Consider the following 21931-nt stretch of genomic DNA (forward strand, 5'->3'; position numbering starts at 1 on the left):
ACGTGGAGAAGACGACGCGCGAACGGTTACTAGACGCCGGGCTCATCCTGCTCGGACGCCAGGGGTTCCGAACATGGTCGACCCGCGCTGCCGAGGACCTTGCCGGTATGCCACACGGCAGCGCTCGTCATCACTTCATCAATCAACGCGGCATGATCGGCGCGATGGTTCAACACCTCGTCGAGCTCGACCTTCCGCGCGAGGGTGAAACGCCGACCGACCAGATCCGGCGGTGGCTCAGCACAGACGCCGAGTGCACCCGCGCTCGTTACGAACTGGTCGCCGCGTCGATGCACGACGACGACCTCGCGGCTGACCTCGTCCTCGGACGAGACCGTTTCGTCGAATCCCTCGTCGGACTGGGCATGGATTCCACGGACGCACGCGAGGTCGTGTCAGCGCTCGACGGTCACGTGCTCGACGCCGTCCTGCGCCGCCGCGACGCCGCAACTGCCGCCGCCGATGTCGACCGCATTATCGGCCGATTCTTCAAGCACTGATCACCCGAGGTGATTGCAGGCCAGGCGCGCCGGGGCGACGCTCCTCACCCGGGTGAGACTGTCCGTGTGACCCCGCATGTTCGCTTAACTGCTGGGGCGGGTCAGTCACTCGCATACGAATGCGGTGAGCCCGCCAGCGCATGTCAGGAGGCGAAGAATCCGTGCTGGTGGGCGGTCTCGATCAGGTCGAGTTTCGATTCGTGCGAAACTCGGTCTCGGCCATGAACGATCGACCGGATTCGATCAACGCGTTGCGGGTGGCGGTGGCGATTGTCGCGACCTCGTACGAGTCCGGTTCGGGTGATTCGGGCCAGCGTGCGCGAGCGATCACGCCTGCGTTGCCGAACACCGATCGGGGAAGCATCGGCTGCACGTGGTGTTCGATGAGCGAGTTTTCACCTGCCCCGTTACATCCGACGATGAGGTCGAGACGTGCGCTCACGCACGGCCCATCACGCTGGTAGTCCCGTCGGGAAAGTACTCGACGATGTTGCCGTCGTCATCGAGCGCGACCGACGACAGTCTGCGGGCAGCACGCTGGGCACCGAAATCGACAGTCGGCAGGCTCTCTGCAATACCGGCCTCGACTTCTGCGCTGAAGACGATAGATTCCTGCTCGGTGAGGTCCTCGGATGCCAGTTCTCCGGAAAGTGCCTGTTCCACCCGGCGACCGCCATTGCTGGTCTGCTCGGAGACTGACTGACCGATTCTCACCCAGTGCTCGAGCTGTTTGCGTGCCGATCGGTTACGGCGCCGACCAGCATCGGCAGCTGCGTCGACGAGCGTTGCGGAGAAGCGAGTCACCTTGTCGTTGGTCGTCATCATCAAACTCCTGTAGCAATCTGCTACAGGCAGACTAGCGCGTTCGGGCGCCGCAGGATCGACGGAGCGCGGGCGGGGCACCGCAGCCTCGCCTACCCCACCGCAACGTCGCGTACTCAATAGCCCTCTCAACGCGTCTTAGCAGCCTGCGCTGAGGCTGCTAAGACACATTGAACGTGCGGCAGGAGAACTGACGCTGCGAGCCGCGAGGAAAGGCTGCGGCAGCACAACAGAAGAGGCCCTCGCGGCGAACCGCTGAGGACTCCGTCAAGTGAATCCAGAGTTGCTGCGCCGGAGAATTCGCATCATATGCATGTCCACTCACCGGCTCGAGATCAATCACGCGCGCATGGATCTTCATCAGCGCTTCCGAATCCGTCACCCCTCACACGGCTAGGCATACCGGTAATCATCGACCGGGAAGCTGTCCATCTCACGCAGCGTCGACAGGGTGGACTGGGGCCGGAGCAGGGTTGCCTCTCCATGCTGGTTGAAGTAGTAGCTCCGCGACCTAGAGCAGTCGCCCGCGTAAAACACTGAGTCGTCGAGCCGAGTGGTAACTCTGTTGAGGAAGTCCTCGTTGGCCTGCTCGGTGACTTCGAATCGTTCGGCCCCGCGGATGCGCATCTCGCCGAACAGGCGTGCCATGTGCCGCATTTGGCCTTCTATCGTCGTGAAGTACGAGAGCCCGCTGTAGGAGTACGGGCTGTTGAGACTCAGGAAGTTCGGGAATTTGGGGATTGTGATCCCTTCGTACGCCTGGAATCGTCCCGTCCGCCACCACTTGCCAAGATCTCGCCCGTCGCGCCCGGTGATCTGAAATGCCGGGAAGTTCACGTCCCACAGGTTGAACCCCGTCGCGAGCACCAATGTGTCGATCTTGACTTCGGTCCCGTCCGCCGCAACGATTCCGTCAGGTTCCACCCGCACGATCGATGACGTCTGCAGATCGACATCGGAGTTATTAAACACTCGGAAGTACTGATTGCTGAAAGTGGGCCGCTTGCACCCGAAGTCGTAGGGCGGGGTGAGTTTCTTCCGCGTCGTCCGGTCGCGGACCTGTGCGCGTAGGTGCGCCTTGGATAGAAGAGCCGCAAGCTGGTTCCCTGGCCGAGCCTGTCGGTAATGGAGAACACCGAACACCATGAGCATCTCGAGGAGCGACGTGTTGATCGCCCGGGCGATCTTCTGCGTGAACGGGATTGAGGCGAAAAGTCTCTGGACGACGCCCGGGATCGCGAAATCGACCTTCGGAACCACCCATATCGGGGTCCGTTGAAAGACGGTCAGATGCCGTGCCAGTTTGGCGATCTCCGGGATCACCTGCACTGCGGTCGCTCCCGTGCCGATAACGGCGACCCGTTGTCCGGCGAAGTCGTGGCCGTCGGGCCACGAGGTGGTGTGGATGATCTGGCCGGCGAACGTGTCGATCCCCGGGAAGTCGGGCGTGTACGGCTGGGATAAGAAGCCCGTCGCAGTCAGCAGGTAGCGGGTGGTCAAGCAGCTGCCATCGCCGGTGTGAACGGTCCAGAACCCGGCGTCCTCGCGCCACTCGGCCCGCTCCACCACCACATTGAATCGCATGTGACGTACCAGGTCGTACTTGCCCGCGACATGCTGCGCGTAGGCCTTGAGCTCACCACCGGGCGCGAAGAGCCTCGACCATCGGGGGTTTGGTTCAAAAGAGTAGGAGTACGTGACCGACGCGATGTCGACTGCCAAACCCGGATAGTGATTGACGTGCCATGTCCCGCCGAGGTCGTCCTCGCGCTCGAGAATCACGATGTCATGGATCCCCTGTCGTTTGAGTTCGATCGCAGCGCCCATGCCGCCGAATCCAGCACCGACGACGATCGCCTCGTGGTCGGGTATCGCATCACTCATGGAAAGCCTCCGGTTTTGTTCGTCGTTGTTTGAAGAAGCGTGGTGATAGTGAAGTCGCCTGGCCGCCACATGACGCGCGGCCGAGTCCGACTAGCGGCAGGGCCCGCGCTGCGAAGTCGAACAATCGCGCAGACTGCTATCGGCGTCGAGTAACTCGTCCCGTTCGAGGCCCCGTCGCGTCGACCCGAGAAGGGCTGCTCGCGATTCGGGCACTGCCAGATAGTCCGCCTGACGCCAGAGCGTCATCGATCCCGGAGCTATCGCAGCGGTCACCGCACCGAGGCGCCCGACCGCCGTCGACACCCGGGGCCGTCCGTATCGGATCGCCCTCTCGACGAGAACCGCGGCGTACTCCGGACTGATCGCAGAGGTCTCCCGATACGCACCGGTGGGCTCGATCATCGGGGTTCGTGTCAGCGGCATCTTCACCGAAGTCACGGTCACACCGCAGGCGGCCACCTCCCCCGCGAGGACCTCGCCGAACGCGTCCATCGCAGCTTTGCTGGCGGTGTAAGCGCTGAATCGTGGCCCGAACACCTCGGTCGCAATGCTCGAGACGTTGACGATCCGCCCTCCGCCCCGCTCTACCATCTGCGGCAGTACCGCGAGCGTGCATGCAACCGCGCCGTGATAGTTCACATCCATGGTGCGTCGGTAGTCGTGGAGACGGTCCGCCGAGTTGATCGCCGACCGCCGGATCGATCGGCCGGCATTGTTCACCAGCACGTCGACCGGCCCGATACTGGCGAAGACCTCGTCCATCACAGCCCGCACGTCGTCGTCGTCGGTGATATCCCACATGCGTGCGTGTACTTCGCCGCATGTGGACAGTTCGATCCGCGCGCGTTCGAGGTCGTCAGCGCCGCGCGCCACGATTATTACCGTGGCCCCGTTTCGAAGCAGACGGTGGGCGGTGGCGTAACCGATCCCGGAGCTTCCGCCGGTGATGAGGACCGTCAGCCCCGCGAGGTCCGTCCCGTTGAGCCGCATGACGCTGACCGCATTCCTGGCGGCGAAGCGCGCCAGCCCCCTGCGGACGTCCCACAAACGGCCAGCCGACACCGCCAGTCCCCTACTCATGGTCTCCCCTTTCGTGGAGTTCATACTAATACTGATACGTCAGTCCTATTAAATCAATAGTAGCCGCCGCCAACGACGATGCCGGACGGCCTGCGCGTCAGCCGCGCAGCGAGTCCACTCCGTTCGGCGAACCGTTGAGGAGTAGATCGACCACGATTTCGGACGTCGTTTCGACGTCATCGAGTTCCCGCCCACTGATGACGACTGGTCCAACCACGGACATGATGTACGAGACCCACACCTGGCCCGCATACTCTATGTCCAACTCCGGATCGGCGACTCCGTCCTCGACCGCGGCAGACATGATTGTCGAAGCGAGCACGCCGGCGCGCCGGAAGTGATCAGTGGCTTCCCGGAGCAACTTGCGGTCGACCCCTGGTGCGTCGATGAGCATGAACGAGAGGGTCATCGGACGATCGTGCGCCACCCTAATGAGTTTCGCCGTCACGATGTTCATCGTCTCCCGCAGGCTCTCGCCTGTGCACGGACGCACCATCGATGCGCCACCATCGTCGAGAACCTTCGTGAATCGCGCGTACTCACGGTCCAGCAGTACCGACAACAGGTGACGCCGACTGTCGAAATAGTTGTAGAGCGTCCCATGGCTGACGCCGACGCGGCTGGTGATCTCGCGAACACCGGTCTCGGCGTATCCGTTCTCGATGAATTCTTCCAACGCCGCATCGAGCAGTTCATCAGCGCGGTTCGATTCACCCGTCACCGCTGGTCTCCTTCGAACAGTCATCCGCCCTGTCCGTGCGTTTCATTATCCCGTGACGCTCTATGCGTACAGCAGCGTTCACATACCGCGCGCGCCTTTCCGGGGTATCGAATTCGCCTCCGGTCAAGACGAGGACGAGCCCGGGAACTCCGAGTGCCGGAAGGGTGCGGGATACCACAACCATCTGTTCGTCGTCCACGGCGAGCCAATCGCGCTCATTGACGTCCTCGATGATGTTCATGATCATCGAGTCGACTGTGCTGTACAGCCCGGTGATCCGGTATCGGAGCTCTTTGTCGACTGCCCCGACCTGAGCGCTCAGAATCTGCAGCAGCCGCGGATCCTCATCGACGAGCCGGTACAACCGATCGCCCAGATCCCGGAACGTGCTCCCGGCGACGTCGGAGTCCGGGCTGCTAATGGACTCCCGAACCTCGTCGATCGCAACGGCAGCCATCAGGCGCTCGATGCACAGGTCCACGACCAGGTCGAGAAGCTCACGTTTGCCGTCGACGTAGCGGTACAACGTACCTTGTCCGACACCCGCGTGCTGGGCGATCATGCTCACCGACGCCTCGTCGTAGCCCTTGTCGGCGAAGACCTCGTACGCGGCTTCGGTCAGCTGCGCGCGGCGCCGATCGCCGAGGCCGACCGATTTCGGCCGACCTCGACGAGAGCGCTTTTCAGTGGCGGGTACTCCGGTGCCTGCGTTGGACATCGGCGATCAGTCTATCCCCCAAATAGATCGAATAGGCTCCAAGGGCGACGGCGCCGACCGGCCGGGTTCGGCGCTCGATTATCGCGAGACCGATAGCGGCCTCCGAAGCCCCGTTGATGGCGACCCATTTTTCGGTGTCATTCGGAAACAGCGATTTTGAGATGGCGACGAACAGTCGCGGGGTGGCGAAATGCGCGGCCCCCGAGAGAGCGATTGCCATTCCCGAAAGGCGAACCAGTTTGTCCGTCAGGCCGAGATAGCGGATCTTCCACTTCGGCCGCTCGGTGTTTCGTGTGATCATGATTTCCTCCTCGTGTGAATTCGGTGTCGGCGCGAGGAATCCCCGCGCGCCGACGTCTGCGCTGAGTGAGTGCACCGGGTGTGGAACCCGGGTTCGTCTCAATCTGCTGAGCTCGCACCATCAGCCGACTCCCCTGCTCCTGGTTCGCCTGATTGCCTTCCGATACGGCCGTCGTACGCGGCGCGGGCGTGCCTGTCGTACGGTTCGAGAGTGCGATCGGCCCCAACGATCCGCCGACCCAGTAGCCATATAGGTTCGGGCACCAGGTGGTAGAGGCGTAGTGCCACAACGGTTCCGAGTGGCGCGCCGACGACAGCCGGTCGCTTCCGGAGTGTCCCCACCGCGCGCCGCGCGACCGTGGCCGGCGTGATGATTCCGAGCCGCTCCCACCAAGAGAATCGGATGCCGTCAACGAGTTCCGTCCGTACAGCGGACGGCATGACCACGCTCAGCGTGACTCCCGTGCCGACGAGCTCTTCCCGTGCGCTGCGGCCGAATCCCGTCGCCGCGTGTTTAGCCGCCACGTACGTTGCCAGGCCTGGCGAATGGATCGCCCCCGCTGCAGAGGTGATGTTGATGAAGTGGCCTCGGCCTCGGGCGGTCATCCGCGGAGCGAGGATTCGGAACGAATCGTAGTGAGCCCAGAAGTTGACCCGCATCGTCGCCTCGGCGATGTCGCGGGATTCGTCGGCCAGTGGCCCCATCGGCATGATTCCTGCGTTGTTGACCATGATGTCGACCGGACCGATTTCGGATTCGACGATGTCGATCAGGGCGGCGAACGCACGCGGGTCTCCGACGTCGAGCCCGTATCCGACCGCCTCTGAGCCCAGGCTTCGCGCCGCAGTCACCGCGGCGTCCTCCTCGAGGTCGGCGATGACGACTCGTGCACCTGCCTCGGCCAGTAGTCGTGCGATGGAGTATCCAATGCCGCGGGCTCCACCGGTGACGAGCGCGTTGGCGTTCGAGGTTGGAAATTCGGCGAACTTCATCGCGGAGCCACCTCCACGAGGGTTTCCGACGACTGCAAGTCGTACACCGGTGAGACCGTCGCACGGACGACGTCGGCCATCATCGCCCACCTCCGCGCGGGAGGAACGTCATCCCGACGAACTGCTCGGACTGCTCCCACAAGATCTCAGCGAGTTGTTGATCTTTGGACAGACGTGAGGAGCGTGCAGCACCGACCGGTCCTCTGGCCTGAAGAATGCCCCTGGCCGGACCCCAGAACACCGTCGGATCGGCCGCTTCCGTGGCCGCGAAGAGCGTCGATTCGGCAGCGTTCTCCGGCGGATGCCCGACGATGGCGGCACCATGAGCGCCCAATCGATCGAAGACCGTCTCTGTCCGTGTGAACAGTTCCGTGCCGGAGACGCCAGGGTGAACGGCATAGGAATCGACGGTGCTGCCACTGGCCTCCAGACGTCGGTGCAATTCGCGCGCGAACATCAGGTTCGACAACTTCGACTGCGCGTATGCGAGGTTGCGCTGGTACGTCCGCCGTTCGTAGTTGAGGTCGTCGATTCGCAGTCGCAGCGTGTGCGCATGAGCGATGCTCGACAGCGTGACGACCCGATCCTGAACGCGGTCGATCAGCAGCCCGGTGAGCAGAAAGTGCCCGAGATGATTGACACCGAACTGCATCTCGAATCCGTCACTCGTGCGCCGCAGCGGGGTGTTCATCAGCCCGGCGTTGTTGATCAGCACGTCGAACTGCCCCTGTTCGTCCGCGAACCGGCGTACCGATGACAGATCGGCGAGATCGAGCGACGCCACTTCGACGTGCCCGCCGGTCATCCTCCGCGCGACCTCGCCGGCCTTCTCCTGGTTCCGGCACGCCAGGACGACGGTGGCACCGTGCTCGCTGAGCACCCGGGCGGTGACGGACCCGAGTCCCCCGTTGCCTCCGGTGATGATGAACCGCTTACCGGACTGATCAGTCATGTTCTCCGGGGACCACCGCATCAGCGTCTCCTTATCTGTCGTCTCGTCATCGCAGATGTTGCGATCATTTGATTCCGGGCACGCCACCGGCGTTCCCGGCCTGGATCTTGGGGTCGGGTGCAAAACTGGTCACCAGCCACTTGCCGTCCCGGTGAACGACGATCACTCGGAGGATGACTGCGCTGGTCGACGGCTCCGGCTGCTGGATGGTGGTCACGGTCTGGGTGGCGACGACGACGAAGTTCCAGGGTGCTCCCTCGGCAGGCAGAGACTCCCGGTCGCCGGCGAACATCGAGTAGGCGATGTCTCCCTCGGACTGCATCTTGAGTTGGCTGATCAATTCCAGGGTGAGTCCGCCGGCTTCGCCCTCACCGAGACCGAACGTCTTGCCGAACTCTTCCGTGGTGCCTTCGGCGAGGGACGTGACATACTCCTTCGCGTTCTGCGATGAGATCATGAGGGTCTTCTCTGCGTACCTCTCTGCCGACGCACGCGCCTGGCTCAAGCGCTCCTGGTTCTCCTGGGTCGAGGTCCGGAGGCCGTCCAGATCTCCTGTAGCGGCGACCGTGCTCCAGGTGAGGCCGCACACGGCTATGAGCAGCACCGCTGCGAGCGCCGCCACGGCAATGGTGAACCGGCGCCACCGGCCGGCTCGCCGACGTTCAATTTCCAGATCACGCCGCAGCCTGTCTTTCTTGGACGGCTTCACACGCGACGGTCCGGTATCGCTTCGACCGTCGTCGCGGACGACGACAGGATCACCTTGTGCCCCATCGCCTTTCGCGGCATCGATCGCCGTGTCGTCGGCCGGTGCGACCCGGCCGTCAGTCATGTCTTCGGGTGCCTCACCGTCGTGGCTCCCTGCATGTTCGTCTGGGACCATCACATAGCCCTCCTCTTCATCATCGAACGGTCACCTGCACCCGCAATGGACCTCCTGGCGGGAACGCCTGCCCCCACAGATCGGTGAAAGCGTTGGCATTCACCCGAATTCCCCGCAACTGTCCGGTCACCGGCAGCAGTGCTGCGGCGATGTGCCCGAACTCGGGCACGATCGTCCCCAGTCGTTCGAGCAGACCGGTCATGAACGGCCCCACTTCGGCCGTCCACACGTCAGTCCGCTCCGACATCTCACCGAATCTGCCGAGCTGCACCAGCAGGGACCCGAGGGCGGGGTTCAATCGCTTCAAGGTCTCATCGACGGGGCGCAGCAAGTCCGGTCCTCGCATGTCCATGAAGCGCTCGTCGAGTTCTTGAGCAAGCCGGAATAGTCCGCGAATGACGGGCGTCTTGTCGTGAATCGTCGATTGCATCAAGTCCACGGTCGTCGCTGCGTCCGCGAGCGCGGCATCATCAGAGGTCACCGTCACCAGGAGGTCGGCCATCTCGCGCACCATCCCGGGGTCGATCAGCTCGCCGAGACGGTCGATCTTCGCCAGCACCGAGCCGACCGCAGGCATGGTCTCGACCTGGTCGGGACCTATGCGTGATCCGTCCCGTAGATACGGTCCGCCGGATCGTTCCGGCCGGAAGTCGAGGTACTGCTCGCCCGCCGCGGACAAGTTCTGCACTATGACGGGCGAGCTCACCGGAATGCGGACCTCGTCGTCGATGGTGAGCGTCACGTCGACACCGTTCCGGTGGGTCTGAATCGACCGCAGGGACCCGACTTCGAATCCGAATCTGGTCACGGCCGCGGTATCCGTCAGTCCCCCGGTCTCGTCCATGGTGATGACGACTTGGTAAGTGCCTTTGCGTGGATCCAGGCCGAGCACGCTGAGCGCGACGTACGTCCCCGCGACGAGCAGTACCGCGATCAGTGCAATACACCCGCGCAGGCCCTGAGCAGTTCTCATCTCACACCATGCCGATCGCACGCAGGAAGTCGACGACTCTGGTCGCCTGTACGTTCCGATGATCGATACGCCGCACGTCGACCTCGCCGCCGTCTCGGACGAACGGGGCGACCTTCCGCACGAGTAGGTCGCGTACCTCCAGCGCATTCTGTCCGAGGGTTCGATCGGATCTCGCGATCTCCATCAGCCACGGATCGACGGTGGCCAGCATGGTCTTGAGGTCGGAATACGTCGTCGTGTTCAAGAGGTTGCTGCCGGGTCTCGTGACGAGCCGCAGATTCGAAATGAGATCGACGAGCGAGAGGAACAGTTCCTGCATCTTTCCGAACCGTTCCGGACCGATGGTCAGCACACGCTCGACCGTCTTCCGGTGTTCGCTGACCGTCCCGATCAGACCTCCGGCGCTGGTCAAAGCGTGATCGATCTGCTGCGTCGAATCTCCGATGTCGATCAACTGCTCGGTGGCCGTCTTGGCGAGTCTCGAGAGCTCCTCAGGCTGATCCGGCAGCGCCTCGTTCAGCTGTGCGATCGCGTCTTGCGATCGTCCGAGAAGCCCGCCGTTGAGGAGTTGGGACACGCGCAGCATCACGGTCTCGACATTGTCCGGGGGCGCTGTCCTGTCCACGGTGATCGTCTCGCCTGCCGACAGGTACGGCCCGGCGGCCCCGGGTGGCGTCGACAGGGCGATGTACATGTCGCCCAGGAGAGTCTCCTGTTCGAGCGCAGCGAACGCGGATTCGGGAATCTCGACGCCGCGATCGATGGCTACCGTTGCTATCGCGACGTCCTTCTCCAAACGGACTGCGCTGAGGTCGCCGACCCGCACACCGTCCAACAGGACGCTGGCACCGGACGGAACGTTGAGCACGCTCTCGAATTCGATGTCGAGGCTGTACGACGAGGCGCTGTCGGTGACGCCGGGCAATGATCCACACCCGGACAGTCCGGCAACCATCGCGATCACGAGGGCGCTGATTCCCAACCTGCGTAGCGCGATCATCGTGCGCCTCCCAAGATCAACTGCACCAGACCGGTTTCTGCCGCGACCGCTCGCGTACACGTCCGCTCGTTCAGTGCCGCGCACAAGGCGGCTTCATCGGATCGGGTGATCGGGAGGGTCGGTGGCGTCCACTGCACGCGGAGGGCACCGGTCTCCGGGTCGAAGATGCGGTCTGTGACGGTAGCCAGTCCCGGCAGCTGGGCGACAGCTTGAGCGATGTGAGTCGCGAAAGGCGCCAGCACCCGTATCCACGGGGTGAACAGGTCGATCAGGCCGAGTACCCGGTCGCCGAACCGGGCGATGTTCCGCCCGACGACCGGTACCCACCTGATGGCGGAGGCGAGCGTCGCAGAGAACTCCTCGGAGAACGCGGTGAACGCCAGTCCCGCGACGTTGATCGTTTCGAGAGTCTCCGCGATGTCCGGCCATTTGCTGGCTGCCTCTCTCAGGAGGATGTCGCTGTTGTCCAGGATCCGCCGGATCATCGCGTCCGCCTGGTTGGGATTGCCTTGGGCGGTGAGGACGTCGCGCATCAGCTGCACAATGTCGTCTCCGCGTCCGCCGAAGTTCTTCGCGAACGTCTCGGTGACCTGGGCGAGGTCATTGGTGCCACCCAGGGCGGGTTGTCGGCTGTCACTGCCCATGACCTCGGTCAGCAGATCGTCGACCGCTTTGAAACCGGCACTCGTCCCGCGCGGCGTAGTGGTCCGCTCGACAGGGATGCACTCGTCGCCGGTGAACTTCGGGCCGCCGGTGTATGGCCGGTCGAACTCCACTCGTCGGTCAGCGACGATCGAACTGTCGATCAGGACTGCTCCGGCATCTGCAGGCAGAACCAGGGTCTGCTCGACAGACGTCGTGACCCGCACGCCGCCCTTGCGTGGCTCAATCGAAGCGACCGTGCCCACCGGCAGTCCCATCAGCTCGACGGCATTGCCTTCGTATAGGCCGGCCGAGTCGGCGAAGTCGATACACACATCTCTGGTGAGCAGGTTCTCGCTGACCCGGGGCCAGACGAAGTACGCGGCCGTACCGGCGACGACTGCTGTCACGAGCAGGAGTGCGATGGCTACCAGCATATGGCGGCGGCGAGTCTGCGATGTCTGTCCGGTCTCAGGTGTGCTCATCGGTCAGCACTCCTTTCCCGGAGACGGAACGCACAGGTCGACGCCGGTGACCGGACGCTTCCCCTGGTCGAGGGTGACACCGCCGGATCCGAGCAGAGTGCGGGCAGTCGACAGCGCGGATTCGACGTCGCCCACCGCCTTGTCGACGGTCTGCGCTTTCGGCTCCAGCCGTTCGAGGAGGTCGGCCAGGTCATTGACCGGACCCTCTATCCGCTGCGCGTATGCCGTGACCGGTCGCTCGAGTAAGACGATGAGGCGCTTGAGGAGGTTGAAGACGCGGCGGACCTGGACGTGACGTACTCCGAGTTCTGATCCGATATCGCTGAGGCTGGCGATCAGCGTGAAGAGGATCTTCCTGTCGGCGGCCGTTGCTGCAACGTACTCGTCGCTCATCTGCAGGGTGGTCTGCATCTGGTCCGCTCGGGTGGCGAGCTGGGATGCCAGGTTCGCCGTGGCGTCGAGAACGTCGCGCCCCAGCCATGGTTCGGCTGTCATCCCTTCATGTACTCGATCGATCACCGTACGGAGTCTCGATCCGTCCAGCGCCTGCATCTTCGGTGTCGCCTGCTCCAGGATCGACGACAGATCGTAGGTTCCGGTCACTTTGACCGCCGGGATGATCCCGTCACCGAGCGGTTCGCCGCCTTTGGGTTTGACTTGCAGGAATCGGCCCCCGACCGGTGTCAGGAGCCTGACGGCGATGGCCGTATCGGATCCGATGTGCTCGCCCTCGCGCACCGTGAAACGCACATGGACGCGGTCACCGTCGATGTCGAGCGACTCCACGCTGCCAACTCGGATGCCGGCGATCCGCACCTGGTCGCCGGCTCGGACACCGGACGCGTTGACGAACTCGGCGCTCAACCGCTGGTACCCCGGGGACACCACGTACAGCACACCGAGCACTGCCGAGATGACTGCTAGGACCGCCACCGCCGACAGCCCGATCCCGATCTGCTGCCGGCGTGCGATACGCGCTCCCCTGGGCGGGCCCGCCCCCAGGAGGTCGACGAATTTGTCTGCGATCGCGGAGCGCTTCATCGGCATACCACCACGTCGCGCCCGCCTACCAGGACTTGGGTGATCATCGGAAGGTCCAGGCGCCCGTTCGTGCATGAGTACGTGGCGGCCGCATTTCTGTCGGCTCCGCGATTCATGCTGTCCAGGAGACCCGGGACGGCCTCGAGTAACTGGAGAAGCTGCGGCGTGAACGGCACCACGCGGTGCATGAAAGCGTCGAGTGGACCGTAATTGGAGTCGTAGCTGCCCTGCATGGTCTCGAGCAGGTCGACGAGCGGAACGAGCACCTTGTCGCCGTACGCCAATGACTCCTTAACCGTCTGGATCCGCGTCGTGAACTTCATGATCGTGGCGTTCAGGTTTTCCACGAGCGTCGCGACTTGTCCCGAACGCCCTTCGATCTGGGCGGCGAGCTCGCTGACGTTGTCCACGAGTCCCACCAGCACGGCATCTCGACGCTTCACCAAGCCTGCGATCTTGCCCACGGCTTCGGCAGCCGGCCCGAGCCCACGGCGGTCGCCCTGCAACAGGAGCGCCACGTTCTCGGCGAAGTCGTTCAGGATCTTCGGGTCGACATCTCCGATCAGGGGCGCGACGCTGTTGAAGAGCGCCGTCACATCGAAGGAAGGAATGGTCCGCGAAGTCGGAATGTCTGCCGATCGCTCCTGCCTAGGGGCTGGGCCCGGCTTGCCGACCACTTCGAGATAGTGCTGACCTACCAAGTTCTGGTATCGGACGGCGATGACCGTATCGCTCTCGAGTCGGTGATCGTCGGCCACCGTGAACCCCACGCGCGCCAGGGGACCGACCAACTCCACGGATTCGACCTTGCCCACCGCGACACCGGAGATGCGGACTGCGTCACCGGTGTACAAGCCGGAGACGTCGGTGAACAGTGCAGAGTAGGCGATCATGTCGCCGGGCACCGGCGAGCGCATAATCCGCACCACTACGAACGATCCGGCACAGATCACGAGAACGAATGCGGTGATCAGGATCAGCGACTGTCGCGGCGTCTTCATCGGCTCCGTCCCTCGCGTTCTTTCGACAGCAGCGGCGTCGCGATCTGCGGAGCTTTGGTCAGGAGCACGTCGACCAGGAGCCGAACGCCTCCGTCGTCACCCCTCTGGAAGGCGTCTCCGGTCCTGCGGACGAGTCCGGTCAGTTTCGAATACGCGTGCGGGATGGTGCCGACCGATGCGACGACGGGTACCGAGAAGTCGAGCGCCACATCGATGAGCGACCGCAGGTACGGCGCGTTCTCGCCGAGGATTCTCCCGAACGGCGCCACGAATCGGTCGCTCACGCCGTCCAGACCTGCGCGCGCGGTATCGAGGCCGCCCGGGTCATCGAGGTACTCGGAAGTTTCGAGGACGTTGTCGATCAGGTCGATCGCCGGAACGACGACCGGCGTCACCGCCTCCAGGACTGTGTTCAGGTCGGCGAGGACTCGGCCGACCGGCATCTTCTGATCGTCTGCGAGCCCCGACAACAGCGGCAGTGCTTCCCGTACGAGCGCGATTCCGGGCTCGCTGTATCGCAGCACCGTGTCGAACGCCTTGAGGACTTCGGGGTCACTGAGGGTGGACGTCAGTGACCCCGCCCGCCCCAGCACGTTCGTGAGTGTTCCCAGTCCGGAGCTTCCACCGGGAACGTCGATCATCTGACCGTCGTGAAGCGGGCGCGGGTCTATACCGGTCGGGACCAGTCCGATACTGGCACCCGCGAAGATATTCGAGGCCGTATAGCTCGGTATCAGGTCTGTGGTCAATCCAGTGGATTGACCGGGTTCGGTGCTCAGTTCGATGCGTTGGCGTCCATGGTCGGTGACGACGATGGACTCGACTTCCCCGATCCGGTACCCGTGGAACTTGACGTCCGAGCCGGCCGCCACACCGTCACCGACGCGGTCGGTGATCAGCACGAAGTGGAACCGGTCGGCGAAGTCGCCATCGGACCACTTCCACAACGCGACACCCGTCACGGCAAGCGCTGCGACGACCATCAGCCCCATGACACGCAGTACCCCGGGTTTCGGTTCCCGTCCAGAGGGGTCGTTCCACAGTGGCACCACATCACCCCGAGATCTGCACGCCGGAGTCGAAACCCCACAGCACGAGGGTGAGGATCATGTCCAGACTCACCACGATCACCAGGCTTGCCCGGATCGCCCGTCCGGCGGCTGTTCCGACTCCTTCCGGCCCGCCCATCGCGTAATAACCCTGATAGCTGTGGATCAGCACGATCGCCACCACGAAGACGATGACTTTGACGATCGAGTACAGGACGTCGGTCGACGACACGAAGGCCGTGAAGTAATGCTGGTAGGTGCCGACTGATTGCTGATGGATCACTGCGACCAGTACTTCGCACGCAAGATAGGACGTCATCAACGTCATCAGGTAGAGGGGCACGATCGACAGCACGCTCGCCACCACGCGCGTGCCCACCACGAACGGCACCGGTCGGATCGCCGAAGCCTCCATCGCATCGACCTCCTCGGAGATCCTCATCGCGCCCACTTCCGCGGTGATGCGGCAGCCGACCTGCGCCGCGAAACCCACTGCCGCGATCAGCGGACCGAGCTCGCGAGTGACCGCGTAGCCCGATACGAACCCCGTCAGCGGCCCCATGTTCACCATGTCGAGGAGTGCGAATCCCTGAATACCGACGGTTCCCCCGACCGCGATACCGAGGACTGCGAGCACCCCAAGCATTCCACCGCCGACGACGACCGACCCGTTTCCGAAAGCGATGGAACCGATGTGCATCAGCACCTGCTTGCGGTAACGGAGCACTGCGATCGGCAACGACCTGACGACCGCCAGGACGAAATAGAACTGATGACCGATCATCGCGCTCCCCGTGAGCGGGCGTTTTGTTGCCGCTCGCGCAACGCGAATGATCGGGCCGACAGTCGGTGGGTAATACGTCGATGCCATCAGAGCACCCTCGGCGGAAAGAACATCGTCGTCACCTGGGTGATCGCCAGATTGAGAGCGAAGGCTGCGACGACGCCGATGACGACGCTGGCATTCACTGAATCGGCGACCGCCTTCGCCCCGTGCTTGGTTTCCATTCCCCGCTGACACGCCACAACCGCGACGACCGCCGCGAACACCATGGACTTGCCGAGAGCGATTGCGATGTCGGTGAAACTCGCGAACGATGCGAACGACATGAGATAGGAGCCCGGGGCGACGCCCTGGACGGTCACTGCCACGACGAAACCCGTAGCCAAGCCCATGATGATGGTGAGCGCGCAGATGAGCGGTCCCACGACGAGCATCGCCGCGACCCGGGGGGCCACGAGGCGGCGGATGGGATCGATTCCCATCGTTCGCAGCGCATCGATCTCCTCACGCAGGATCCGCGCACCCAGATCAGCGGCCACCGCGGCTCCGGCAGCACCCCCGAGAAGGAGCGCGGCCACCATCGGCGCACCTTGTTGTATGACGCCGAGCCCGCCAGCAGCACCGGAGATCGACGTCGCACCTACTTGCTGCGTTAAACTGCCGACCTGCACGGACACGATGACGCCGAAAGGTATCGACACCAGGATCGTCGGCGTCGCTGTCACCGTGATCATGAACCACGTGAGGGATACGAAGTCGCGAACCGGGAACCTCCGCCGGACGATGTCCCTGCCTCCCAGCACGACGGTTGCGACGCTCAACTGGACAGCTCGACCGAACGTCGCAAGCGAACCCATGACCGTCTTCTGGACGTAGGCGTCACCCCGATCGAAAAGCCTGGTCGCAATGCTCATGCAGAGCGTCTTCTCTCATCAGCCACCAGGTGACGCACGATATGGTCGGCCATCCGGTTCAGCGCGACCCGTGCCTCTGGAATGAGATCGGCACCCGCTTGGAAGACGTGTACCTGCCCTGGGTACAGCTCTAGAGCTACGTCGCCCCTGGCGGCCGCGCTGAGCGCGACCAGCGCGTCGGAGTCCGGTCGCAGGATCTCGTCCGATCCGACCTGGATCAGCAGAGGAGGTAACTGGGCGAGTTCGGTCGAACTCGCGGTCGCGATCTCGCGCAACGAACGCAGGTACTCCACATCAGGTTCGGCCACTGAGATTTCGCGCCACATGGTGGTCAGCGCCGTTGGGGGAATCAGCGGGTCGCAGTTCGATTCGGGAGCGCGGAGTTTTCCCGTTGGGTCCAGGTCGATGATCGGGGACATGCAGCCGATGCAAGCAACCCTGCCGGTGCCTCCGCGTTCCGCGGCCCGGGCGACCATGAGTGCCAGGTAGCCTCCGGCTGAGTCCCCCACGATGGCGATCTTGTCCACCGACACACCGGAATCGATGATTCGCTGCAGGGCTTCGAGGCAGTCGCTTATCGATGTGCTCATGGAGTGGTGCGGCAGTTGACGATAGGCGACGGCGAACGCCGAGACACCTGTTGTACGGACGATTCTCGACACCAGCCGACGGTGGCTGCGTATCCCGCCGACCAGGAACGCCCCGCCGTGCAGGTACAGGATCGCGCCATCACGTGGCGACCCTCCGCGATCGGTGCGTTCCATCGCACAGTGGGTGAGCGCTATCCGGCTGCGGCGCACTCCCCGGACCGCGGGAAGCAGCGCGGTCGCAACCTCGAGCGCCCAGTACGGCCAAGGGAATCTGGGGAACTTCGCCCACAACGCGAGCACCGGCCGGGCCGTCGCCCTGATCAAGACCCGTGCGACGCGCGAGGTCACACTGCGCCCCGGATAGGTCCACACCACGGACTCGGCCATCACTTCCCCTTCACCTGGGATCTGGTCGTACGTAACATTAGTTAGACTGACACGCCATTCCCACTAAGTCCAGAGAATCGGCCGAACTCCTTCGTGTCCTTCAGTCCGAACGCAAGCGCCACGCGGCGATCGACTCACCCAAAGGGGTCGCCGGCGCCCGCATCCCCAGAATCTCGCGGCTGATCTCCGACCATGGCGCTGTGGCCTCCAGCCGACCCAGCAGCGCACACGTGGCCAATTCGTTGCGGCGGCCGAACCCGTGACCTTCCACCATCCGCTGGCGCCCCATGCGCCCGACGTATCGACCGCTGGGAGACACGGCTGCTGTGGCGGCTCGTCGTGCGGTAGCTCGGGTGATCGTCTGAGGGCCTGGATGCAGGTGCCAGCCGACGGATGCCAGTGCGTACTCGGCGAACTGCTCGGCATCGAGGCTGTCCGGGTCGACGATGAAGCCAGCGTCGCGCACCAATTGGTACGCGTGGCCGGTGTCGCCGCGGAGCAGCGCGGAGAACACATCCTGCTCGAACTTCAGCTCCCTGGCGTCGAGCGAGACGCACAGACCGAAATCGAGAAAGGCGACTGTTTTATCGGGGAGGATCAGCACGTTCCCCGGATGCGGATCCGCAGAGAAGTCCCCGGTCCCATACATCTCACCGCAATAGAATCGGTAGATGGTCTCACCGATCAGATCCCGGTCGGGTGCGTCCAACTCGCTGGCACCCTTGACGTCCATGCCATCGACGAACTCGCTGACGAGAACCTCGTCGGTACAGAACTCTTCGACCACGCCCGGTATCCGGAACGCCGGGTGCCCTTCGAAGCGCTCCGCGAAGCGCTGCTGATTCGCACACTCGGCGGCGAAGTCGAGTTCGGTTCGAATCTGGCGGACGACCTCGTCGACTATCTCGTCGGGGTTCGCTGCTCGGATATGCGACCCGATCACTCGAGTCAAGAGACTGAGGTTCTTCAGGTCCGCGGCTACCATCCGGTCGATGTCCGGATACTTCACCTTGACCGCAACCTCGCGGCCGTCGCTCAGCCGCGCCCGATACACCTGCCCGATCGACGCGGCCGCGATCGGGCCTTCGAGATGCGCGATCTGTGAGAATCGCGCACCCAAAGACTTTTCCAGGACTCGCTTCATGGCGCGGTCGTTCCACGGCGGTGCCACGGAGAACAACGGTTCCAGCCTCCGCGAGAATTCATCTCGCGTATCTCGGGTCGCCAGGCCCACATCGATCATCGCGATTACCTGACCCAGTTTGTGGGCCGCACCTCGCATCCCGCCGAGCACCGCCACCAGATCGTCGGCAAGCCTGAGCGCCGCTTGATCGCGGGCGGACGCCACTTCCTCCGAAGACTTGAACCGTGCAGTCGCCGACGTGGCCGCCACTCTCACTGCATGCTTGGCTGCGACGCCCCCCAACGAGGTTCCCCGCCGAAGCCGGCTGCGGCTCGACTCGTCATCCGCACTGACATCCTTGTCTGTCACCGTCTCCCCTGCCCCACGATTACGTGACAGCTGTGGTGTCAGGCCGCGAGGTCCACGGCCAGGTTCATGATCGTCTCGTATTCGATGGGGGTCAATCGGCCCTGCCTTCGACGTCGGTGATAGGTCTGCTCGATCCAGGTGATGACCGCAATCCGCGGCTCTTCTCAGGTTTCGCCAGCGCTTCCGATCCAATGCGTTCTTCTGGAGCAGCGCGAAGAACGATTCCATCGCGGCATTATCGCCGGCGGCGCCGACCTGATCCATCGAGCCGACGAGGTGGTGATGGTTTAGTGCGTGCACAATTTCCGTGACCTGAACCGAGATCCTCTGTCCGAATGAACGATGCTGCCCGTGGCATCGCGACGCTGCGATATCGCGTTGTCCAGGGCGTTCACGGTGAGGCCCGATTTCACTCTGTCGTGATCGAGTAGCCCACGGTCCAGCCAGAGAGCACGTCCATGACGGCGCAGAGCTAGCGCTTGCCCTCCTCGGTCCAGTGCTGGATCCAGGCACCGTCGTGAGGGTGAGACGCCAGACCGGTTACCTGCTGTCGATGGTGCCGAGAGGAGCGTCGAGGAGTCGGTCCACTGCTGATTCGCCAAGGCTGTCTCCGCTGATGAGCAACCGGTAGTTAAGGGTGCGCCGTAAATGAGGTCGATGACCACGTCGACGTCAGCCTGGTTCCCGCCCGGGGTCTCAAGTTGGTACTCGGCGATCAGGCGACGGGCGGTTGTGCGCCTGGTGTCGATAAAGCGCTCGCGCAACGCTTGTCCCAGTTCGTGGTCGAGTTGACTCGCGGCGACTAAGGCGACGAAGGGTCTGCGTGCTTCGGGTGCATTCATAAGCCGGGCGACGCGGTGCACTGACACCCAACTCTGGAAGATCTCGTCAACGGTGCCGCGCTCGAACGACTTCGGGTGTCACTCGACTGGGAATCGAACCGCCGATGACCTGGCATCGCAGCCTCGCCTCCCCCACCGCAACGTCGCGTACCCAGTAGCCTTCTCGATGCGTCTTAGCAGCCTGCGCTGAGGCTGCTAAGACACATTGAACGTGCGGCAGGAGAGCTGACGCTGCGAGCCGAGAGGTAAGGCTGCGGCAGCACAACAGAAGAGGCCCTCGCGGCGAACCGCTGAGGACCTCTTCCGATCTATCTTTCTTCTATCTCTTGTGGAGCCTAGGAGATTCGAACTCCTGACATCCGCCTTGCAAAGGCGGCGCTCTACCAACTGAGCTAAGGCCCCGGGTTCCCGACGAGTCGGGAGGGTGGTCGTGGTGGGCCTAGGAGGACTTGAACCTCCGACCTCTTCGTTATCAGCGAAGCGCTCTAACCGCCTGAGCTATAGGCCCGTGAACCGAGATGGAACGTTACCCGACCAGATGCAAACAAACAAAACGGGTGGTCAGCGGGGGTCTCGACTCCGCTCGACCGGCGGTCGTTGGGAGGTCTCGACCGGCGGTCCCTGCGAGGTCTCGACCGGGGTGCGGTACGTGGGTCTCGACTCCGCTCGACCGGCGGTGAGCTCGACCAGCGTAGAGCTCGACCGGCGTCAGGTGCCGTCAGTCGAGATCGGCGAGAGTCACCTCGAAGCCACCGACCATGTCCGCGCACACGTTGTAGATGTACGCGGAGATGGTCGCGATTCCCGTGATGAGGATCGCGCCGATGATGCCGAACACCGCCGAGAAGCCGAACACCATGCCGGTGCCGATCAGATCGCCCGTGCTCTGGCCCTCACCTTCGACGAGAGTGCCGAACGAGCTGTTGATCTGGTCCCACACACCCATGCCACCGAGAACGCCGTACAGGACGGCCACGGCGATCATCCAGATGAAAAAGCCCACGATTGCCAGGACGCCGACCACCTTGAACACCGACCACGGGTCCACGCGACGGATCTGGACGGCGGCCCGCAACGGCACACCGACCCCCGACCGTGACGGAATCGTCAGACTCTGGGCCCGCGCCGCGGCCTTCGCCTCCCGTGATGCCTCCACGTGGTGGATCGCATCGAGATCGGGAAGCTCGTCCTTCTTGGCCAGGTCGTTCCGCGGGATGTTCCGCGTATCCGACTCGACGAACGGCTTCGACTCCGTCGGACCGCCCGGCTGAGCACCTGGCTGCGGGGGACTCGGCTGCTGGGGCCCGCCTGCGGATCCCGCGGCAGCGGCCAGCGCCGCGCTGCTCGACTGCGGACGGTTGCTGGCGGGTACCGATCCCTGATTACTCGGCCGCGCCGGACCCGGTTGGGGGCCCGGCTGATTCGGACTCGGCTGACTCGGACCTGGCTTGTTCGGGCCTGGCTTGCTCTGGCTCGGCTGGTTCTTACCGGGCTCACCTTGAGCGGGCTGACTCTGACTCACCGGATTCGGACCTGACGAGCCGGCTCCGGAACCCCCAGCGCCCTGCCCAGCCGAGCCCGGCCCAGCCGAACCCTGCCCAGCCGAGGGCGGGGCCGGCGGCGCAGATGGCGTCGGTGCAGACGACGACGCCGGACCGTTGTTGGCCGACGCAGACGGTGTACTCGATACGACTCCGCGAGGCGCCGGACCGGCAGCAGGCCTGCTGCCGGTGTCGACGCCTGCAGCCTTGGCGATCTCGCCTGCCGTCTTACCGGTCGACGAAGTCTTCTCGCCGCGCTTCCACGGCGGAACGACCTGGCCGCGTTCGACGTTCTGGTCGTCAGGTGTGCTCACAAGCAAATCCTCACTGGACGGGT

General features: G+C 63.8%; 22 protein-coding genes, 2 tRNA genes and 2 pseudogenes. 1 reads left to right on the plus strand and 25 read right to left on the minus strand.

Features of this window, described 5'->3' with window-relative positions; all coding sequences use genetic code 11:
* Positions 1-2 precede the first annotated feature (2 nt).
* Positions 3-500: a TetR/AcrR family transcriptional regulator gene (locus L5G32_RS15500; protein WP_237011971.1), complete on the plus strand. Its 498-nt coding sequence runs from the start codon at positions 3-5 to the stop codon at positions 498-500.
* Between the two features lie 181 nt (positions 501-681).
* Here the strand turns inward: L5G32_RS15500 and L5G32_RS15505 are convergent, their stop codons facing one another.
* The 25 genes and pseudogenes from L5G32_RS15505 to L5G32_RS19415 form a co-directional block, all read right to left on the minus strand.
* A complete protein-coding gene (locus L5G32_RS15505) occupies positions 682-942 on the minus strand; it encodes a hypothetical protein (RefSeq protein WP_237011972.1) in 261 nt (86 codons plus the stop codon).
* A complete protein-coding gene (locus tag L5G32_RS15510) occupies positions 939-1325 on the minus strand; it encodes a TA system antitoxin ParD family protein (RefSeq protein WP_237012030.1) in 387 nt (128 codons plus the stop codon). The genes L5G32_RS15505 and L5G32_RS15510 overlap by 4 nt, the downstream gene beginning before the upstream one ends.
* A gap of 390 nt (positions 1326-1715) precedes the next feature.
* Positions 1716-3206 (minus strand): flavin-containing monooxygenase, encoded by a 1491-nt coding sequence (locus tag L5G32_RS15515; RefSeq protein WP_237011973.1) that lies wholly within the window; start codon positions 3204-3206, stop codon positions 1716-1718.
* A gap of 90 nt (positions 3207-3296) precedes the next feature.
* Complete coding sequence (locus L5G32_RS15520; RefSeq protein WP_237011974.1) at positions 3297-4286, minus strand: SDR family NAD(P)-dependent oxidoreductase; 990 nt, start codon at positions 4284-4286, stop codon at positions 3297-3299.
* 97 nt (positions 4287-4383) lie between these two features.
* Positions 4384-5007 carry a TetR/AcrR family transcriptional regulator gene (locus L5G32_RS15525; RefSeq protein WP_237011975.1) on the minus strand — a complete coding sequence of 208 codons (624 nt, stop codon included), beginning with the start codon at positions 5005-5007 and terminating at the stop codon, positions 4384-4386.
* A complete protein-coding gene (locus L5G32_RS15530) occupies positions 4997-5725 on the minus strand; it encodes a TetR/AcrR family transcriptional regulator (protein ID WP_237011976.1) in 729 nt (242 codons plus the stop codon). Before L5G32_RS15530 ends, L5G32_RS15525 begins: the two co-directional genes overlap by 11 nt.
* Positions 5691-6026, minus strand: a complete 336-nt coding sequence (locus L5G32_RS15535; RefSeq protein WP_237011977.1) for a DoxX-related protein — start codon at positions 6024-6026, stop codon at positions 5691-5693. Before L5G32_RS15535 ends, L5G32_RS15530 begins: the two co-directional genes overlap by 35 nt.
* 98 nt (positions 6027-6124) lie before the next feature.
* Positions 6125-7018: an SDR family NAD(P)-dependent oxidoreductase gene (locus L5G32_RS15540; protein WP_237011978.1), complete on the minus strand. Its 894-nt coding sequence runs from the start codon at positions 7016-7018 to the stop codon at positions 6125-6127.
* A gap of 79 nt (positions 7019-7097) precedes the next feature.
* Complete coding sequence (locus L5G32_RS15545; protein WP_237011979.1) at positions 7098-7991, minus strand: oxidoreductase; 894 nt, start codon at positions 7989-7991, stop codon at positions 7098-7100.
* Between the two features lie 43 nt (positions 7992-8034).
* Positions 8035-8802 carry a hypothetical protein gene (locus L5G32_RS15550; protein WP_237011980.1) on the minus strand — a complete coding sequence of 256 codons (768 nt, stop codon included), beginning with the start codon at positions 8800-8802 and terminating at the stop codon, positions 8035-8037.
* Positions 8803-8872: 70 nt separating this feature from the next.
* Positions 8873-9826 carry an MlaD family protein gene (locus tag L5G32_RS15555; RefSeq protein ID WP_237011981.1) on the minus strand — a complete coding sequence of 318 codons (954 nt, stop codon included), beginning with the start codon at positions 9824-9826 and terminating at the stop codon, positions 8873-8875.
* Between the two features lies 1 nt (position 9827).
* On the minus strand, positions 9828-10826 hold the full coding sequence (locus L5G32_RS15560) for an MlaD family protein (RefSeq protein WP_237011982.1): 999 nt from the start codon (positions 10824-10826) through the stop codon (positions 9828-9830).
* A complete protein-coding gene (locus tag L5G32_RS15565; RefSeq protein WP_237011983.1) occupies positions 10823-11953 on the minus strand; it encodes an MlaD family protein in 1131 nt (376 codons plus the stop codon). Before L5G32_RS15565 ends, L5G32_RS15560 begins: the two co-directional genes overlap by 4 nt.
* Positions 11954-11956: 3 nt before the next feature.
* Entirely contained in the window at positions 11957-12994 is a 1038-nt protein-coding gene (locus L5G32_RS15570; RefSeq protein ID WP_237011984.1) for an MlaD family protein, read from the minus strand.
* Positions 12991-13995, minus strand: coding sequence for an MlaD family protein (locus L5G32_RS15575; protein ID WP_237011985.1), 1005 nt, complete (start codon positions 13993-13995; stop codon positions 12991-12993). Before L5G32_RS15575 ends, L5G32_RS15570 begins: the two co-directional genes overlap by 4 nt.
* Positions 13992-14987, minus strand: coding sequence for an MlaD family protein (locus tag L5G32_RS15580; protein ID WP_237011986.1), 996 nt, complete (start codon positions 14985-14987; stop codon positions 13992-13994). Before L5G32_RS15580 ends, L5G32_RS15575 begins: the two co-directional genes overlap by 4 nt.
* 61 nt (positions 14988-15048) lie before the next feature.
* Positions 15049-15915, minus strand: a complete 867-nt coding sequence (locus L5G32_RS15585) for an ABC transporter permease (protein ID WP_237011987.1) — start codon at positions 15913-15915, stop codon at positions 15049-15051.
* Complete coding sequence (locus tag L5G32_RS15590) at positions 15915-16742, minus strand: MlaE family ABC transporter permease (RefSeq protein WP_237011988.1); 828 nt, start codon at positions 16740-16742, stop codon at positions 15915-15917. Before L5G32_RS15590 ends, L5G32_RS15585 begins: the two co-directional genes overlap by 1 nt.
* Positions 16739-17719: an alpha/beta hydrolase gene (locus L5G32_RS15595; protein WP_237011989.1), complete on the minus strand. Its 981-nt coding sequence runs from the start codon at positions 17717-17719 to the stop codon at positions 16739-16741. Before L5G32_RS15595 ends, L5G32_RS15590 begins: the two co-directional genes overlap by 4 nt.
* Positions 17720-17819: 100 nt before the next feature.
* Positions 17820-19211 carry an ABC1 kinase family protein gene (locus L5G32_RS15600; RefSeq protein WP_237011990.1) on the minus strand — a complete coding sequence of 464 codons (1392 nt, stop codon included), beginning with the start codon at positions 19209-19211 and terminating at the stop codon, positions 17820-17822.
* Positions 19212-19249: 38 nt separating this feature from the next.
* A pseudogene (locus L5G32_RS15605) lies at positions 19250-19710 on the minus strand (DDE-type integrase/transposase/recombinase); the annotation flags it as partial.
* Between the two features lie 151 nt (positions 19711-19861).
* A pseudogene (locus L5G32_RS19470) lies at positions 19862-20080 on the minus strand (TetR/AcrR family transcriptional regulator C-terminal ligand-binding domain-containing protein); the annotation flags it as partial.
* Positions 20081-20382: 302 nt separating this feature from the next.
* Positions 20383-20455, minus strand: a tRNA-Ala gene (locus tag L5G32_RS15610).
* Between the two features lie 29 nt (positions 20456-20484).
* Positions 20485-20561: transfer RNA gene (locus L5G32_RS15615), tRNA-Ile, on the minus strand.
* A 210-nt stretch (positions 20562-20771) separates the two neighbouring features.
* On the minus strand, positions 20772-21908 hold the full coding sequence (locus tag L5G32_RS19415) for a DUF3566 domain-containing protein (protein ID WP_237011991.1): 1137 nt from the start codon (positions 21906-21908) through the stop codon (positions 20772-20774).
* Positions 21909-21931: the final 23 nt, after the last annotated feature.

This window comes from Gordonia zhenghanii (assembly GCF_021738965.1).
GTDB lineage: Bacteria > Actinomycetota > Actinomycetes > Mycobacteriales > Mycobacteriaceae > Gordonia > Gordonia zhenghanii.